The sequence below is a fragment of the Paenibacillus sp. FSL R10-2199 genome, from assembly GCF_038000235.1.
Lineage (GTDB): Bacteria > Bacillota > Bacilli > Paenibacillales > Paenibacillaceae > Paenibacillus_AQ > Paenibacillus_AQ phytohabitans.
The window spans coordinates 3,713,784-3,730,912 of the sequence record NZ_JBBOBO010000001.1; the positions used below are offsets into that span (position 1 = coordinate 3,713,784).

Here is a 17,129-nt window from a genome sequence, read left to right on the forward strand (position 1 = left end):
CAGGCTACTTTAATCCTCTATGCAAATGAAAAAAGGATCAACCAGAAAGAACTGGTTGATCTCATAATACGAACGGGCAGTTTAACACAACAGGCCAGCAGCTTGCCTCATTTAACAAGAACTCTGTTAAGATAAGATATAAACAGTACAGGGCCTTGCTCTTAGTGAGTCAAGACCCTGATTGTCGTTCGCTATCGTACTCTTTAATAAGTATGTTATTAGCCGCTGTTTTGTTCCAATGACTTATCCGGTAAAACAAATCTGGGAACAAGTCGGATGTAAATCAGCTCTCCGACGAGCTCAACAATAGTTTGTGTTACGATGATAGCCGCAACTAGTGAACTCCATTGATCAGGTAAGGAGAGAGCAAGGGGAAGCACAACTAAAGAATTCCGGGTACCTGCACTAAAGACAACAGCCCGTCCTGATCGTATGTCCAAGGAGAAGTACTTTACAATCAAGCGTGTAATGACTGGCATAATAATCATAAAAGCAAGATATATAGGAATGACTTTGACGATGGTATCTGCATAAGATGATAGTTTGCTCATTTGTGATGCTACGATGACAAATAGAGTGAGAGCCATCAGTGGCACAGGCAGCCAAGCAGAGGCCTCTAATACAGGATTAAATCCTTTTTTGGCGAGCACCTGAGTAAGTATGGCCAAAAGTAACGGTAACAGAATAATGATCAAAAAAGCCTCAATAAAAGGGCCCGGTTTAACTAATTCCGCCGTTTGTTTCCCCATAAAAATCCATAGATAGGCTGGCAGAAAAATCATTTGAGTCACAAAAAGGATAGGTGTAGCTAAAAGCATGGCCTTTTCATTCCCTTTACCCAGAAAAGTAAATACAATCACGTAATCAATACAAGGCGTAAGAAGTACTAAATACACGCCAAGTAACAATGATGGCTGTTCCTGCGGTAAGAACTGCGTCAACAGCCAGACAACCAAAGGAACAGCGACATAATTTGCGACTAAGAGGGCGTAAATAAAGCGGGGATTTCCCATAGATTCCTTAATCGATAAGAACGGAATCTGCGTAAACATCCCGAACATTAAGCCTGCAATAATTATTGAGATCAGAACATGATTATCGAGCAACGACGTCGTCTCGGGCATCATTATTCCTGCAATAGCTGCAATGACAAGGGCAATTGCATATATCCAAATTTGGTTATGCTCCAATTTTTCTCGAGATACCATGAATACAACTTCTCCTTTATGTTATATATTTATTGCAAAACGAAGAGAACGTGCACGAAACTCTTTGGCTACAATCGTACCTTATGGATGAATTCATTACATCTATATAATTGACTTTCAATTCGAAACGGGGCTTCATATGAACGAAAAACACTGGAAAGCTATTCAAGACAATGACCCACGCTTTGATGGAATATTTTATTATGCACTTCACTCAACTAAAACGGTATGTAGGCCTTCTTGCACTTCTCGTACCCCTAACCCTAAGAATGTAGTCATATTCAGTGATGTGAGTGTAGCCATGCTTGAGGGATTTCGACCATGTAGGCGATGTAAACCAGATGAGAATGCATGGAAAGGATATAAGGAAGAGCTCGTTGAAGAAATAAGGCAATATATTATCGGGATTTATCACGAAAATGTGACGCTACATTTAATAAGCCTTCATGTAAAGAAAGACCCCTACTACATTCAGAGAACATTTAAGGCAGTGACCGGATTTACACCCTTGCAATATGTTCATCATTTACGGATCTTAAAAGCAAAGTCTTTAATGGAAACAAAGACGTTATCCATTACAGAGATTGGACTCAATCTGGGTTATAGCAATAGTGGGCATTTTTCAACAAAATTTAAAGAAGTCGTAGGAGTTACTCCGAAAGAGTATCGAAAATCACTTCAAAAGAATCCAGAGATTTAAATCTAATTACACTCTAAAAGGGATATATTTGACCCAACAATCTTTCAACTAACGGAAAACTTTAGTTCAACGGTAAAGCGGCGACTAAGACTTGGGTAATAAAGTCTCGGTCGCCGCTTCTTCTTTTATTGAAGACGCAAATAATGAATTGCTGAAGGGCTTTAGATTTTTCTCACACAGATGATCTCCCGTCCCTATTTCTACAGGGCGCCAATTCGGCGTTGGTTGTGATGATTCGTTTAAACTAAAGGGCAGAATTATTACAATATATGGTATTATAGTGGATATGTCCCGTGAGGAGGATATCAATGGAGAAGTTTTACGATAGCTTATATCAATTTGATGGAAATGACCTGCGGTTGTTCCTTTACAATTTGTTAAATACAGTAGGTCGTTATGGTACGGACGGCAGTATTGAAGAAAAAAAGTTAGCAGCAGGACTCGTTAATATACTTCAAACCCAGTTAGAGGCGGTTCACAACCATAAACTACAAATGAATGAACTCCAACAATATGTCTATCTTGTTTTCAGTCTCTCAGATGCAGGATCATTAAAAGTAACTCTAAGTAAAATCGGCAAACGGGAGCTATGCCAAGTCTTAGCATTTAATGAATTGTTTTCAGTTGGGCCAATATCTAACTTAGATACGAAAACTGGGCAGCAGAATAGACTTTTTTGGTTGACGGAAAACGATGGGGACTTCAGATATACCCCAGAGCATCTGCTTGTTAAAATGGTAGAGGCAGTAAAGAATATTCCAGAAAATAAAACCATTGTCATTTGGTGTGCGGATAACGCACATGATCAAACAGGCTTACGTTTCGTATTGCATTTGTTGAGAGATCGAAAACAGCCAGTTAATGTTGTCAATGTGACAGAGCTCTTTAATACTACTGGGCTTCATAACAAAGAAGGATTTAATCCCTATTTTAGTGGTTTAATCGATCGGGAGCATTTTCAGGAAATCGTAAAAAAGTATTATGAAGGTGTGCCTCTAGATCCTAACCAAAGAAGAAGGTATGAATCAGAATGGCTAATCCTCTCGAATGAAAATCATATGCTCCGCTTGTGGAAAGAAGGTTCAGTTAAAGGTACTGATGAAACTGCTCTGGACGAAGTGATAATAAGGTCAATTATTGAACTAGAGCAAGAACAAGATGAGAATGGGTTTATCAAGGCGGGGAGTGTCGTCGCGAGAGTATGTGATACGTCGCACCAACTCGTAGGGTATTCATTTATTACCAATAGAATATGGATCTTAGTTAACCAAGGAGTTTTAGAGTTTAGTGGAATGCCGAGGGCCTTGTATCAGTTCTCTGTTAGACTTGGCACCGTAGGTTGAGCTAACGGAAAACGATAGCACCATTACAATAGGCAGCCGAAATCATTGACTGCTTTAAGCTAACGGGTAGATATACGTGATTGTTATAACACTAGCACAGGGGGGCACTATGAAAAAAACATTAATTCGAAGCCTGATTGTAGGACTAATCTTTGCATTTGTTTATTATGCTATTCAGATTATTAGGGGGATGTATCTTTCAATGAAATATGTTCCGGAAATTGTAAATAAGAATACGACTATGGATTATCTACAACATAAAATAACATTTGGGCATGAATATAGTTCAATGTGGAGAATTATTGAGTTCTCTAGTCTAATGCTACTTGGAATAATTGTTTATTTATCTTGGAAAATAATGAGGAATATTACCACGGCTACATCTAAGTAGATAAGAATAATGAAGGGGAAGGAACGGAATGGCGGGAGAAATCCGGGGCGCTGGAACTACGCAACAAAAGACCGGGAGCCATGCTCCCGGTCTTTCTCTATGCTATCGCAGCTGTCAATGATCAGCCCACATACTTCTCCAGCGTAGCCCGCACAGCACCGGGTCCCGCCAGCATCTCAGTGAACATCCCCTGGATGACTTCGCCGAGTCCGATGGCGTACAGATCAACGCCGAAGATGGCTTGATCCTCGAGAACCGCCCGCACCTTCGCTGCTTGCTCTGCATTCGCGCCAAGCGTAATTCCTTCCAGCCGGGTCTGCAAGGCTTCCAGCAGCGGGTCAGGACTTAGTGCGAATACGCCGCCTTCATCGTTCACGCCAAGCAGATACCGGCACCAGGCCGCAATCGCCAGCGGAATGGCGGTCAGCTGCGCCGGATCGAGCTCCTCACGGCGGATGTACGACTTGATCGTCTCGCCGAAGCGGATGCCGACCTTCTGCGAGGTGTCGGTAGCAATCCGCTGCGGGGTATCCGGAATGAACGGATTGGCGAACCGTTCCTGCAGCACTTCATCGAGGAACTGCTTCGGACTTAGAATGCCCGGGTCTACCACAACCGGCAGGCCTTCTTTGTAGCCGATGATCTCCACGAGCTTCCGCAAGGTACCGTCCTTCATCTCATCGGCGATCAGCGTATAACCAAGCAGACAGCCGGTTACAGCCAGCGCCGTATGCAGCGGGTTGAGGCAGGTGGTTACCTTCATAGTTTCCACATTGTTGACCGTATCACGGTCGGTGAAGATTACACCGGCTTCTTCCAGCGCCGGACGGCCATTGGTGAATTTGTCTTCAATCACCAGATACTCGCTGATCTCGGCGTTGACGAAGGGGGCGGTGTACGTATTCTTGGAGGTGACGATCACATCCATGCCGCCGATTCCCTGCTCCAGCAGCGCAGCCTGCACCGATTCGGACGGGCGCGGCGTGATTTTGTCTATCATGGACAGCGGGAAGGTAATCTTCTGCTCATCCTCAAGATAAGCTACGAAGCCTTCTTCCACATGGCCTTTGGCCGCCCATTCCTTGGCGATCGTAACCATGCCGTTCTTCAGCTTGTCGCCGTTATGCGAGCAGTTGTCCATGCTGACGAAGGTCATCGGGTACTGGCCCTTCAGATAACGCTTGTAAGCGAAGGAAGCGACGATGCTCATCGCATGGACCGGATGATCCGGACCGCCGGCGATATCCTTCTCGACGATGCCGAGATACTGGCCGTTCGGACCAGTAAGGGAATAGCCTTTTTCGGTAATGGTGAAGCTGGCCATCTGCAGGCTGGGATTCTCGAACACTGCGGTCAGGCGGCTGTAATCCGCTTCGCGGGTCTTATCCGCTGTGAGGCCTTCCACGATGCTGCTGATAATTCTCTTCTGGAAGTCGCCGCGCGCATTCATCAGTACAAGCAGAGTCAGATTATCATAAGGCTTGTAGACCTTGTCGATCATCTCGAAGTCGAAGGTCTCGGCAGCGATGATGCCGGTATCTGCCTTGCCGCTGTCGAGCAGCTTCTGGTGGGCATTGGCCACGAAGCCTCTGAAGATATTTCCGGCGCCAAAGTGAACCCACTCCGGCTTCTCCAGTGTATTCTGTGCTACCGCTGCGAAATCGAACTGCGGCAGCTCTACACCTGCGGCTTCCCAGGCTTCACGGTCCGCAATGCTGCTTCTGGTGAGGCTCAGCATTTATTTCGCCCCCTTGGCATTCTCCAGGCTGTCCCATACGCCCAGCAGATACATAATGCCCATCGCTCTGTCGTACAGGCCATAACCCGGACGGCAGTTTTTCTCCTCGCCCCAGAGATGTCTGCCGTGGTCCGGACGTACATAGCCGGTGTATCCGTTCTCGTGGTAAGCTTTGACAACCTCAGCCACATCCACGCTGCCATCTTGCCCCCGGTGGGATACTTCAATGAAGTCTCCGTTCTCAAATACCTTCACGTTGCGGATATGGGCGAAATAAATCCGGTCGTGGAATTCGCGGATCATCGCCGGAAGATCATTCTGCGGGTTGGTTCCAAGCGAACCTGTGCAGAAGGTAAGGCCGTTATACGGGCTGTCGACCATGTCCAGGAAACGGCGGATGGAATTGCGGCTGCGGATGATGCGCGGCAGTCCGAAGATCGGCCAGGCCGGATCGTCAGGGTGAATGGCCATTTTGATATCCACTTCTTCACAGACCGGAATGATGCGCTCCAGGAAATATTTCAGGTTGTCGAACAGGATATCCTCGGTAACATCGGCGTAAGCCGCGAACAGATCATCCAGCTTCTCCAGCCGCTCCGGCTCCCAGCCCGGCATTGTGAATTCACCGGCACCCTTGAGAATCCGGTCCACCATTTCGCGCGGGTTATCCGTAATGGCAGCCTTTTCATAAAAGAGTGCATTCGATCCGTCCGGCAGCTCCTTGTACAGCTCAGTACGGGTCCAGTCGAACACCGGCATGAAGTTGTAGCAGATGACCTTAACGCCGACCTTGGCCAGCTTGCGGATGGTATCGATATAGATGTCAATGTATTTGTCGCGGGACGGCAGCCCGGTCTTGATATCATCATGAACGTTAACGCTTTCTACAACCGCTGTGCTGAAGCCTTTGGCTGTAATCTGATCGGCAACCTTCTGGATTTCTTCCATTTCCCATACTTCACCCGCTACCTTGTGATGTAGCGACCAGACGATGCCCATTACTCCCGGAATTTGACGTACATGGTCAAGGGTAATATTGTCGTTGCCCTCGCCATACCATCTCCAAGTCATATTCATTGTCATTTCCTCCTTGGTATTAAACATAAATACAAATACAATCATTCTGAATGCTTGTGACAATTGACCTTACGGATAAAACGTTTTGTGATATGATCATCTTGTATACAAGTTAGGATTCGTATTGATCATAGAATAAGCTTTATGCTTTGTCAATGAAATTCCTATCTGTTTTCTATATAATGAGTGGAGAAGAATATCGTACAGAAAGTTGGTCCATTCCATGACTTCCAAGAAAGAAATAATGTCGTATCTGAAACAGGAAATCCTCTCGCTTGCGCTGAAGCCCGGGTCGATGATCAGTGAGACCGCGCTTTCCGAACGCTTCCAGCTGTCGCGGACGCCGATCCGGGATGTGCTGAAGCAATTGTCACTGGAGCAGTACGTTGACATCTATCCCAAAAAAGGCAATCTGGTCTCGTACATAGATCTGGAGTCGGTGGAGCAGATTATCTACCTCCGCAATGTGCTGGAGAAGGAAATTATGAAGTCGCTGGCCGGTAATATTCCGCTGAAGGGGCTGCATGAGCTGAGGGGCAACCTTGCGCAGCAGCAGCAATGCATTGAGCAGGCGGAGGGGGCCGAGGTTTTCCTGCAGCTGGATGATCAATTTCACCGCACCATGTTCGGCCTGGCCGGACGAGAATTCCTGTGGGGGGTGCTGCAGCAGTTCAATGTGCATTACATCCGCTACCGGAAGCTGCACATGCTGAAGGACGAGAAGCTGGCTACAATTCAGCAGGAGCATCAGCAGCTGCTGGATTATATTGTGCAGGGGGACACGGCGGGGATCGATGAGCTGCTGCATCATCATCTGCGGGCAGATATTGATTCGACGAACTTTCAGGAGCATTTTGCCACTTATATCAAGAAATAAATCCGTATTCTGGACCGTCTGGCAGATGCCAAATATCCCTGCACTCATGTGACATGAAGGCAGGGATATTTGGCATGGAGGCCTATTGTCCGGACTCGCGGTATTCGCGCGGTGAGGTGCCGTGCCAGCGCTTGAACTGCCGGCTGAAATGGGCAATATCGCGGTAGCCGAGAATGCCCGATATCCGGCTGACGGACAGGCTGGGATCATCCAGCAGGACCTTGGCTTCATGGAGCATCTGTTCGGACAGAAACTCCCGGGGCGAGATGCCGAACACCTGGCGGAACACCCGGTAGCAGTGCGAGGCGCTGATCCCGAGCTCCGAGGCAATATCATCAATTCCGTAATGGCTGTCATAGGGCAGCTCCAGCTTGAATTGCTGGTAGACCAGCCCCTGAAGGCGGCCGCGGATCTGGTGGGCCAGCTCAATCTTCTCATAGGTGGCAGGGGAAGACAGATCAGCTTCAATAGAGAAGGCTTCCCACAGCTGGGCGAACAGATCGAAGACGGCGGACTGCAGCCTCATGCGCTGTGACATGGTGATGTCTCCCGAGATAGAGCCTGAAATATCCACCAATTTGGAGAGAATGGGCCCTAGCTTATGGGCAATATTGCTTGCGGAAGGGAAGAGTACGTGATTCAGGCGGCTGAGCAAGGAGATCAGTAGCTTGTCATCGATATCAAAATGAATGCAGAAATACGTAAAAGCCTGGCCGTTTCCGCTGCGGCTGGCATGAGAATCTCCCGGCCGGAGCAGCACTAAGTCTCCGGCACGCTGGATATAGCTGCGGTTATTAACGGTAAACAGCTGCTCCCCTTCCAGCACATAGTTGAATTCATATTGCGGATGGGCATGCAGCGGATAATCCCATTCCCCGCTGACCTTGCGCAGATGCATGCCAAACAGGTTAAGTGTGGTTTTCACATCCGGGATGATCGTTTCACTAAGGCATTGTCCCAGAACAGGCGGTAAAAAAGCGGAAACCATTAGATTCTCCCCCTGACGCTTGCGTTAGAATTAATGAGTGTATTCGTTTTACTCGGTCCATTATCCCGTTTTTAGTATAGCTGAAACCTGCTTGATTTGGGTAAATAATTGCTTGATTTGACAATGTTCCCGTCCGGCGGCTGCGTGGTAGGATGAACCTGAACAGGAACTAGTATACAAGATGGGCGCAGAAGCCCGGGCTTCACCGGCTGTGTTAATAACCGTGGCTCAGCGACACCTGCCCGGTCATACGCCCGCTAAGCATGAATAATACACTGGAGGAGATATTGGCATGAGACAACAACCGGACAATCAGACTGCCGCAGTAGCCGGCAGCGGATACGACGCCTGGTTAAGCTACCCGAAGCTGCCGCAAGGCAATCTATATACGCAATATGTGAAATGGTGCGGAGCCGTATCCGTGACGGAAGAGCAGGAGACGGTGCAAGCCGCGCTGCGTGAATGGCAGAGAGGGATTGCCTCGATGCTGGACATTGAGGCAGGGGCTTCACCGGCTGCGGACGGATTCAGTGTGGCATTCGGCACCTTTAACGGCGGCAATCCGCGGGTCGAAGCCATATTTGACGAAGCAGCCGGACAGGCGGTGGGACCGGAAGGGTTCGCGATCCGCACCAGCCTGACCCATAAGTGTATTGCTGTAGGAGCTTCCTCACCGGCAGCTGTGCTGTATGGTGTCTTCCACCTCCTGCGCCTGATCGGAGGTCTGAAGGACATTGAGCATCTGGATGAAACCGTGAATCCGGTGAACGCGCTGCGCATGATTAACCATTGGGATAATTTCGACGGCAGTGTAGAGCGGGGATATTCGGGGAGATCCTTCCTCTATGAGAATAACCGCTTCACGGATGATCTTAACCGAATTACCGATTACGCACGGCTGATGTCCACCGCAGGCATCAATGCCATTGCGATCAATAACGTGAACGTTCATGCGCTGGAAACTTTGTTTATCTCCACCTACCTGCCTGATGTTGCCCGGATCGCTGATGTATTCAGAACGTACGGCATCCGCCTGTTCCTGAGCGTGAACTTCGCCGGTCCGATGCATGAAGGGGAAGTGGGAAGCGCAGATCCGCTGGATGCCGGAGTCCGGGAGTGGTGGAAGACGAAAGCGGCTGAAATCTATACGGTGATTCCCGATTTCGGCGGATTCGTGGTCAAGGCCGATTCAGAGAACCGGCCAGGCCCGTTCACCTACGGGCGGGATCATGCCGATGGCGCGAATATGCTGGCGGAGGCGCTGAAGCCGTTCGGCGGCATCGTCATCTGGCGCTGCTTCGTGTACAACTGCAAGCAGGACTGGCGTGACCGCAAGACAGACCGGGCGAGAGCAGCCTATGATCATTTCAAGCCGCTTGACGGTAAGTTCCATGATAACGTAATTCTGCAGATCAAGAACGGCCCGATGGATTTCCAGGTCAGAGAGCCGGTATCTCCGCTGTTCGGGGCGCTTGAACAGACCAATCAGGTGATTGAATTTCAAATTGCCCAGGAGTATACCGGACAGCAGCGTCATGTCTGTTACCTGGTTCCGCAGTGGAAAGAGATTATGGAATTTGACACGCTGGCCCAAGGCGGAACGGCTCCGGTGAAGCATATCGTCGACGGCTCGCTATGGGGCAACCGTTACAGCGGTGTGGCTGCAGTATCCAATGTGGGCAATGACCGGAATTGGACCGGGCATCTGCTGGCCCAGGCGAATCTTTACGGATTCGGGCGGCTGGCCTGGAACCCGGAGCTTAGCGCGGAAGAAATTGCTGCGGAGTGGATCGCCCTCACGCTTGGTACAGACGCTGCGGTTGCCGGCGTAATCAGCCGGATTTTACTGGATTCCTGGGAGATTTACGAATCCTATACGGCACCGCTTGGCGTGGGCTGGATGATTAATCCCGAGCATCACTACGGCCCTAATGTGGACGGCTATGAATATTCACAATGGGGTACCTACCATTATGCCGATCATCAGGGAATCGGTGTAGACCGGACTGTGGCCACAGGCACCGGCTACAGCGCCCAGTATATGGGCAGCAATGCGCAGCGATATGATTCGCTGGAAGAATGTCCGGATGAGCTGCTGCTGTTCTTCCATCATGTGCCGTATACCCATGTGCTGCATTCCGGCAAAACTGTGATTCAGCATATCTACGACACCCATTTTGAAGGTGCGGAACGTGCTGCCGGGCTGCTGGCTGCCTGGAGCGGATTGAAGGGCAGGATCGCAGAGGGGCTGTATGTACAGGTAGAGGAACGTCTGCGGGGACAGGCTGCACATGCCAAGGAGTGGCGCGACCAGATCAATACTTACTTTTACCGCAAGAGCGGCATAGAAGATTCCGGAGCACGCAAGATTTATTGAGAGTTAATAGGGAACTATTAGGAGGGGCAGGTTCATGACGCTCACTTTCGGACAGGTTATCGGACATTTAACAGCAGGCATCCGCAAGCCGGATGGAACGGTAGACAGGCTGGAGCCGGGAGCTCCGGAGTCGGAGGTGCAGGGGATTGTGACCGCCTTCTCGGCTTCGCAATATGTAATTGAGCAGGCGGCCTTGCTTGGCGCGAATCTGATCATTACGCATGAAGGTATTTATTACAGCCATCAGGATAACCGGGAGGGGCTGGAGAATGATCCTGTCTACCGGCAGAAATCTGAACTGGTCGCCAGCACCGGTGTAGGTATCTACCGCTTCCATGATTATGTGCACCGCTATACACCGGACGGGATCATAGAAGGGCTGCTGCGGGAGCTGGAATGGGAGCCGTATGTCGAACGGCATCTGCCCCATGTGTCTATTCTCTCGGTCCCTGCTGCGTCAGTTTCAGAGATTGCCGGATATTTGAAGCAGCAGCTGCATATCCCCTATGTCCGCGCAGCAGGCAATTTATCCGCTGTATGCAGCAGAGTGGGCGTGCTGGTTGGCTACAGAGGCGGTGGTGCAGCTACCATTCCCCTATTTGAGCAGGAGTCACTTGATCTGATTATCGCCGGTGAAGGCCCGGAGTGGGAGACCCCGGAATATATCCGGGATGCCGTCCGGCAGGGCCGAAGCCGGGCATTAATTATGCTGGGCCATGCGGAGAGTGAAGCGCCGGGGATGAAGCTGCTGGCGCAGCGGCTGGCCTTGCAGTTTCCGGATGTGCCGGTGCATTACATTCAGGAACAGCCCGTTTATCAGATTGTATAATTAACGGAACCTCTTTGAAGGTATGAAGACCAAGGGACAATGGCTGTCCCTTCAGGACTCCTGCCGGCAAGGGGGTTTTGAACGTTCAGCTGGAACATCCCGCCGGATTGCGCTGGACAGCGGCATTGTATGCAGACTGCCGGTCTGGTTCATATTGCGGATTGCCCCCCGGGCGCAACTATCATATAGTGGAATTCTATATGAGGTTAGGCAGTGCAGAAGATGAAGCGCCATCTGGATAGCCAATTTCACGACAGGAGGATAGAATCAGGCTTATTCTATTCTCCTTTTGCGTTTTTAACCATTGATTCCGCATTTTGAATATTGTTTGTATACAAGATTCAGCTTACATTGTAGAGGCATCAAGCCATCAACTACACCTATAACGGAGGTCGTACCAGTGATGAATTCATCCAGATCGCAAAAGCTGCATAAACCGCTTATCGTTGTGTTAGGTCTCACATTGCTTGCTGCAGGCTGCAGTAGCTCCAAGAAGGATAATTATGAAAGCGCTTCTGTCACTCCTGCCGGAAATGCCCCGGCTTCCAATGAAGCCGCGGCAGCTTTCACTTATCCGATGACGGGCGGCATAGAGCTGACTTATATGAATGAACAGCTGGGAGGTACGCCGGAACGGCTGCCGGTCGATGACGAATATGAGAAGCGGACAGGAATCGCAATCAGACAGCTGGGCGGAACACCGATGACCGACCAGAAGTTCAGTCTGCTGCTGGCCTCGGGCGAGCTGCCGGATATCTTCCTCAATACCTGGCTGCAATACCCGGGCGGACCTGATAAAGCCGTGGAGCAGGGTTACATTCTGAAGCTCAATGATCTGATCGATCAATATGCGCCCAACTTGAAGAAGACCCTTCAGGAGAACCCGGATATCGACAAAATGATCAAAACCGATGACGGTACGTATTACGCCTTCCCGTTCATCCGCTCGGAGATCGGCCGGGTCTACGGGGGGCCGATTATCCGCAAGGATTGGCTCGATGAGCTGAATCTCGGCATCCCGGAAACGATTGAGGAGTGGCATACCGTACTGACTGCTTTTAAAAACAAGAAAAATGCAGCCTCACCCGTAACCTTCCGTACGATATTCCTGGGAGAGCGGACTGGAGGGTTCGCCGGAGCGTTCGGTGTGATGGGTAACTTCTACGTTAACGACGGCAAAGTAGTCTATGGCTATCTGGAGCCTGGCTACAAGGAATACCTCAATACCATGAGCCGGTGGTACAAAGAAGGGCTGATTGACAAGGATTTCGCTTCGATTGACGGCGCTACCGTTGACAAGAAAATGACCTCGAATGTAAGCGGAGCAACGATCGGCTGGCAGTACTATATTGAGAAATATAACTCAGCCGTGCAGGAATCGGACCCGGAAGCCGATTTTGTAGCCGCTCCATACCCGTCTGCGGTCAAAGGCGGCCTTCCTGAGTTCGGCCAGCTGGATAATGCCTATGCGGGAACAAGCTCGGCAGCCATCTCAGCCACAACCAAAAATGTCGAAGCCGCTATGCGCTGGCTGGATTATGCTTTTACCGAAGAAGGCAGCAAGCTGAATACCTATGGGATTGAAGGCATTACCTATACGCTGGAAAACGGCAAGCCCGTCTATACCGATCTTGTGGTTAAGAATCCCGAAGGCCTCGGCAGCGACCAGGTCATGTCCAAGTATTCGCACGGCACCAACTTCCCGATGATTCAGCAGGACAACAATCTGCCGGCGAAATATCCGGCAACCACAGAATCTATCGGCATCTGGAAACAGACCAATCATGAGAGCCACCTGCTGCCTCCGGTAACGCCAACCGCCGAAGAAGCGGATGAAATGAGCAGCATTATGAACGACATCAATGCTTTTGTGAAAGATAGTGAGCTCAAGATCATTCTGGGCACCGATTCCGTAGACAATTACGATAACTATGTGCAGCAGATGAGGGACCTGGGCATCGGGCGCGCGCTGGAAATTCAACAAGCGGCCTATGAACGTTACCTGAACCGTTAGACGATGCTCATATTTCCAGGCTTATACTACCAAACCTTTAGGAGGAATTATCCATGAGTCAAAAAAGGAAACTCAGCAATGGCTGGCAGTTCAGCAAGCAGCCGCTTCATTCGGAGCTTGCCGAGGTGGCCGCAGGTGCAGACTGGATGACGGTTACGCTGCCGCATGACTGGCTGATCTATGATACCCGCAATCTCTACGAGAACGGGGAGGGCTGGTACCGCACCAGCCTTACGTTCGAAGAAGTACCTGCAGATGAGCTTGTGTCCTTGCGTTTCGAGGGAGTGTATATGAACTCGACGCTGTACGTGAACGGACAGGTGGCGGGTGAGTGGAAATACGGATATTCCACCTTTGAATTCGATATCACCCCGTACCTGATAGCGGGAGACAATGAAGTCTATATGCGTGTGATCCACGAATCGCCCAATTCCCGCTGGTACTCCGGCGCCGGAATTTACCGGCCGGTCTGGCTGAAGACAATGCCGAAGACGCATATGGCTGCTGACGGAATTTATATTGCGGCTAGAGCAGCGGCGGAGGGTGAAGCCTGGACTGTAGACGTGGATGTGGAGCTGCATACTGCTGAAGCTGGGGCGTCAGGCAGGGAGCTGAAGCTGCGGCATAGCATTCTGGATGCGCAAGGAACGGTAATTGCCGCAGGAACCTCTGAGGTGCCTGTGATGCAGGGCGGTTCAGCCGTACATAACCACATCCGCCTGACGGTTGATCACCCGTTGCTATGGGATATTACCAGTCCCCATCTCTATTCTCTGCAATCTGAACTGCTGGCAGACGATGAGGTCATTGAAGTGGAGAAGGAGCGCTTCGGGTTCCGGACGATGGAGCTGGACAGTGACAAGGGCTTCTTCCTCAACGGCCGTCATGTCAAAATATACGGAGTCTGCCAGCATCACGACCTCGGTGCTCTGGGTGCTGCTGTGAACAAGGCGGCGCTGCGCCGCCAGTTCGTCCTGCTGCAGGAAATGGGCGTCAATGCCATCCGCACCGCGCATAATATGCCAGCTGTAGAGCTTATGGAGCTGGCCGATGAAATGGGGCTGCTGATCGTGTCGGAAGCCTTCGACATGTGGGAGCGCAGCAAAACGCCTTATGACTATGCCAGGTTCTATCCGGAGTGGTGGAAGCGCGATATTGCCAGCTGGGTGCGGCGGGACCGCAACCGGCCAAGCCTGCTGATGTGGAGCATCGGCAACGAGATTTATGATACCCATGCAGACAGCCGCGGCCAGGAGCTCACCCGGGAGCTGCAGGAGGAAGTGCTGGTCCATGATCCGCGCGGCAATGCTTTTGTTACCATTGGCTCGAACTATATGCCCTGGGAGAATGCGCAGAAATGCGCCGATATCGTCAAGGTGGCAGGCTACAACTATGCGGAGAAATATTATGAGCAGCATCACCGGGAACATCCGGACTGGATAATCTACGGCAGTGAGACCTGCTCGACAGTACAGAGCCGGGGAGTCTATCATTTCCCGCTGGCTCAATCTGTTCTGGCCGATGATGATCAGCAGTGCTCTTCTCTGGGGAACAGTTCTACCAGCTGGGGTGCCAAAAGCACGGAGGCCTGCATCACCGCGGACCGGGATGCTTTCTTCTCGCTGGGACAGTTTCTCTGGACGGGCTTTGACTATATCGGGGAACCGACTCCTTATCACACCAAGAACTCATACTTCGGGCAGCTGGATACCGCCGGTTTCCCTAAGGATTCCTATTACATCTATCAGGCAGAATGGACGGATTACCGCACGCATCCGATGATTCATATCTTTCCTTATTGGGATTTCTCGCAGGGCCAGCTGATTGATGTACGGGTCTGCTCGAATGCTCCGCGCATTGAGCTGTTCATGAATGAAGTGTCGCAGGGCAGCGTAGATATCGATCATGTCCACGGACATAAGCTGCTTGGAGAATGGCAGCTGCCTTACGCGGACGGTGTCCTGCGTGCAGCTGCTTATGATGAGCAGGGGAATGTAATCGCCACGGAGCAGATTTCCTCCTTCGGGGATGCAGCTTTGCTGGTGTTAACTCCAGACAAGCAGGAGATTGCCGCAGACGGTACGGACCTTATCTTCGTAACGATTAGCACGCTGGATCAGTCGGGGCGTCCGGTAGCGAATGCCAATAACCGGGTTCACCTCAGTGTTGAGGGCCCCGGACGGCTGATCGGTCTGGATAACGGGGACAGCACGGACTATGATTCCTACAAAGGCGTAAGCCGCCGCCTGTTCAGCGGTAAGCTGCTGGCAGTGATTGCCGGTACATTGGAGCCCGGAACGATTACGCTGCGTGCGGCTTCGGCGGATATGGCTTCGGCTGAGCTTACGCTGCGGTCGGTGCTTCCCGCACCGGGAATGATCGCCGAAGATGAGCTGTATCTGTATGCGCATAACCCGCTGGAGGCAGATGCAGCATCCGGAAATCCGGAGAGCGGCAAGGAAGAGGAGATCCCGGTCCGCAAGCTGGAGATGATCTGCCCTGAGGGTAATATTCTGACGCCGGCGCAGCCGTCACTTCCGGTCCGGGTGAAGCTGCATCCTCAGGGTGCCGCCTGGCAGGATGTCCTTTGGCGGATCACCAACGCCGCCGGAATTGATGCCAATATTGCCACCATTGAGACCAGCGGGCATGAAGCCGTAATCACGGCTTTGGGCGATGGCGATGTATACATCCGCTGCGGGACAGCCAATGGCGCAGACGGCATCCGGCTCTATTCACAGATGGAATTCAAGCTTACGGGGCTTGGCCAGGCTTATCTGAATCCGTATGAGTTTGTCTCCTCCGGATTCAACAGCAGCCATAGCCGGAATCTGACCAACGGCAATGAACGCGGTGTAGCTACAGCCCGGGAAGGGGAGAGCCGGATCTGCTTCGAACGGATTGACTTTGGGGATGATGGAGCCGATGAGATCGTTCTGCCAATCTTCTCGCTGGATGATCAGGAATTCCCGATTGAGATATGGGAAGGCATTCCCGGAGAGAATGGTGCCGAGCTACTCACCTCAGTCATTTACCAGAAGCCGTCCCGCTGGAATGTGTACCAGGAAGCAAGCTATACGCTGCCCAAAAGGCTGACAGGCATCACTTCACTGTCCTTCGTCCTGCGGAAGAAGATCCATCTGAAGGGCTTCTCGTTTGTCCGCAGGCACAAGGCGTATGAGCGTCTGGCTGCACAGGCCAACAGTGCCGTTTACGGGGATGCCTTCACCATAACGGAGGATGCCATTGAAGGGATCGGCAACAATGTCTCGCTTATATTTGCCGGGATGGACTTTGGCGGGGGGCGATGCTCAAGGGTTGTCATCTGCGGACGCTCAACGCTTGCGAACAATACGCTGCAGATCCTGTTCAGCGGTCCCGGCGGCGAGTCCAAGCAGCTGATTGAATTTGCCGGAAGCGGCAGCTATACGGAGCGTGAATTCACTCTGGAGCCGCCGGTAAGCGGCAGCCAGACGGTCACCTTCCTGTTCCTGCCGGGCAGCCGGTTTGACTTCAAGTGGTTCCAGTTTCTGCCGTCCGTATAGCAATCAGGGATATCCCAAACAGCCACCATCTGGCGTTTGAGA

General features: G+C 51.0%; 12 protein-coding genes. 8 read left to right on the top strand and 4 right to left on the bottom strand.

Annotated elements, in window-relative coordinates:
- Positions 1-218: 218 nt before the first annotated feature.
- Positions 219-1,208 carry an arsenic resistance protein gene (locus NYE33_RS15860; RefSeq protein ID WP_341066574.1) on the bottom strand — a complete coding sequence of 330 codons (990 nt, stop codon included), beginning with the start codon at positions 1,206-1,208 and terminating at the stop codon, positions 219-221.
- A gap of 139 nt (positions 1,209-1,347) precedes the next feature.
- On the opposite strand from NYE33_RS15860, the gene NYE33_RS15865 reads away from it, so the two are divergent.
- The 3 genes from NYE33_RS15865 (at position 1,348) to NYE33_RS15875 (ending at position 3,642) form a co-directional block, all read left to right on the top strand.
- Positions 1,348-1,908 carry a bifunctional transcriptional activator/DNA repair enzyme AdaA gene (locus tag NYE33_RS15865; protein WP_341066576.1) on the top strand — a complete coding sequence of 187 codons (561 nt, stop codon included), beginning with the start codon at positions 1,348-1,350 and terminating at the stop codon, positions 1,906-1,908.
- Between the two features lie 308 nt (positions 1,909-2,216).
- Complete coding sequence (locus NYE33_RS15870; protein ID WP_341066579.1) at positions 2,217-3,251, top strand: DUF1835 domain-containing protein; 1,035 nt, start codon at positions 2,217-2,219, stop codon at positions 3,249-3,251.
- A 109-nt stretch (positions 3,252-3,360) separates the two neighbouring features.
- Positions 3,361-3,642 carry a hypothetical protein gene (locus NYE33_RS15875; protein ID WP_341066581.1) on the top strand — a complete coding sequence of 94 codons (282 nt, stop codon included), beginning with the start codon at positions 3,361-3,363 and terminating at the stop codon, positions 3,640-3,642.
- A 121-nt stretch (positions 3,643-3,763) separates the two neighbouring features.
- On the opposite strand, the gene NYE33_RS15880 is transcribed toward NYE33_RS15875, so the two are convergent.
- Positions 3,764-5,380, bottom strand: coding sequence for a mannitol dehydrogenase family protein (locus NYE33_RS15880; RefSeq protein ID WP_341066583.1), 1,617 nt, complete (start codon positions 5,378-5,380; stop codon positions 3,764-3,766).
- On the bottom strand, positions 5,381-6,457 hold the full coding sequence (gene uxuA, locus NYE33_RS15885; protein WP_341066584.1) for a mannonate dehydratase: 1,077 nt from the start codon (positions 6,455-6,457) through the stop codon (positions 5,381-5,383). It lies immediately after the preceding gene.
- 223 nt (positions 6,458-6,680) lie between these two features.
- Between uxuA and NYE33_RS15890 the strand changes: the two genes are divergently transcribed.
- Positions 6,681-7,334, top strand: a complete 654-nt coding sequence (locus NYE33_RS15890) for a GntR family transcriptional regulator (protein ID WP_076248876.1) — start codon at positions 6,681-6,683, stop codon at positions 7,332-7,334.
- Between the two features lie 82 nt (positions 7,335-7,416).
- Here the strand turns inward: NYE33_RS15890 and NYE33_RS15895 are convergent, their stop codons facing one another.
- Positions 7,417-8,322 (bottom strand): AraC family transcriptional regulator, encoded by a 906-nt coding sequence (locus NYE33_RS15895; RefSeq protein WP_340943933.1) that lies wholly within the window; start codon positions 8,320-8,322, stop codon positions 7,417-7,419.
- A gap of 292 nt (positions 8,323-8,614) precedes the next feature.
- On the opposite strand from NYE33_RS15895, the gene NYE33_RS15900 reads away from it, so the two are divergent.
- The 4 genes from NYE33_RS15900 (at position 8,615) to NYE33_RS15915 (ending at position 17,087) form a co-directional block, all read left to right on the top strand.
- Complete coding sequence (locus NYE33_RS15900) at positions 8,615-10,699, top strand: alpha-glucuronidase family glycosyl hydrolase (RefSeq protein ID WP_341066586.1); 2,085 nt, start codon at positions 8,615-8,617, stop codon at positions 10,697-10,699.
- 34 nt (positions 10,700-10,733) lie between these two features.
- Entirely contained in the window at positions 10,734-11,528 is a 795-nt protein-coding gene (locus tag NYE33_RS15905; protein ID WP_341066587.1) for a Nif3-like dinuclear metal center hexameric protein, read from the top strand.
- Between the two features lie 403 nt (positions 11,529-11,931).
- Positions 11,932-13,542: an extracellular solute-binding protein gene (locus NYE33_RS15910; RefSeq protein WP_341066590.1), complete on the top strand. Its 1,611-nt coding sequence runs from the start codon at positions 11,932-11,934 to the stop codon at positions 13,540-13,542.
- Positions 13,543-13,595: 53 nt separating this feature from the next.
- Positions 13,596-17,087, top strand: a complete 3,492-nt coding sequence (locus NYE33_RS15915; RefSeq protein ID WP_341066591.1) for a glycoside hydrolase family 2 TIM barrel-domain containing protein — start codon at positions 13,596-13,598, stop codon at positions 17,085-17,087.
- Positions 17,088-17,129 lie beyond the last annotated feature (42 nt).

Bases quoted from the DNA above. Each gene is read 5' to 3' on its own strand.
- NYE33_RS15860 (WP_341066574.1), bottom strand. From the start codon at position 1,208: ATGGTATCTCGAGAAAAATTGGAGCATAACCAAATTTGGATATATGCA.
- NYE33_RS15865 (WP_341066576.1), top strand. From the start codon at position 1,348: ATGAACGAAAAACACTGGAAAGCTATTCAAGACAATGACCCACGCTTT.
- NYE33_RS15870 (WP_341066579.1), top strand. From the start codon at position 2,217: ATGGAGAAGTTTTACGATAGCTTATATCAATTTGATGGAAATGACCTG.
- NYE33_RS15875 (WP_341066581.1), top strand. From the start codon at position 3,361: ATGAAAAAAACATTAATTCGAAGCCTGATTGTAGGACTAATCTTTGCA.
- NYE33_RS15880 (WP_341066583.1), bottom strand. From the start codon at position 5,380: ATGCTGAGCCTCACCAGAAGCAGCATTGCGGACCGTGAAGCCTGGGAA.
- uxuA (WP_341066584.1), bottom strand. From the start codon at position 6,457: ATGAATATGACTTGGAGATGGTATGGCGAGGGCAACGACAATATTACC.
- NYE33_RS15890 (WP_076248876.1), top strand. From the start codon at position 6,681: ATGACTTCCAAGAAAGAAATAATGTCGTATCTGAAACAGGAAATCCTC.
- NYE33_RS15895 (WP_340943933.1), bottom strand. From the start codon at position 8,322: ATGGTTTCCGCTTTTTTACCGCCTGTTCTGGGACAATGCCTTAGTGAA.
- NYE33_RS15900 (WP_341066586.1), top strand. From the start codon at position 8,615: ATGAGACAACAACCGGACAATCAGACTGCCGCAGTAGCCGGCAGCGGA.
- NYE33_RS15905 (WP_341066587.1), top strand. From the start codon at position 10,734: ATGACGCTCACTTTCGGACAGGTTATCGGACATTTAACAGCAGGCATC.
- NYE33_RS15910 (WP_341066590.1), top strand. From the start codon at position 11,932: ATGAATTCATCCAGATCGCAAAAGCTGCATAAACCGCTTATCGTTGTG.
- NYE33_RS15915 (WP_341066591.1), top strand. From the start codon at position 13,596: ATGAGTCAAAAAAGGAAACTCAGCAATGGCTGGCAGTTCAGCAAGCAG.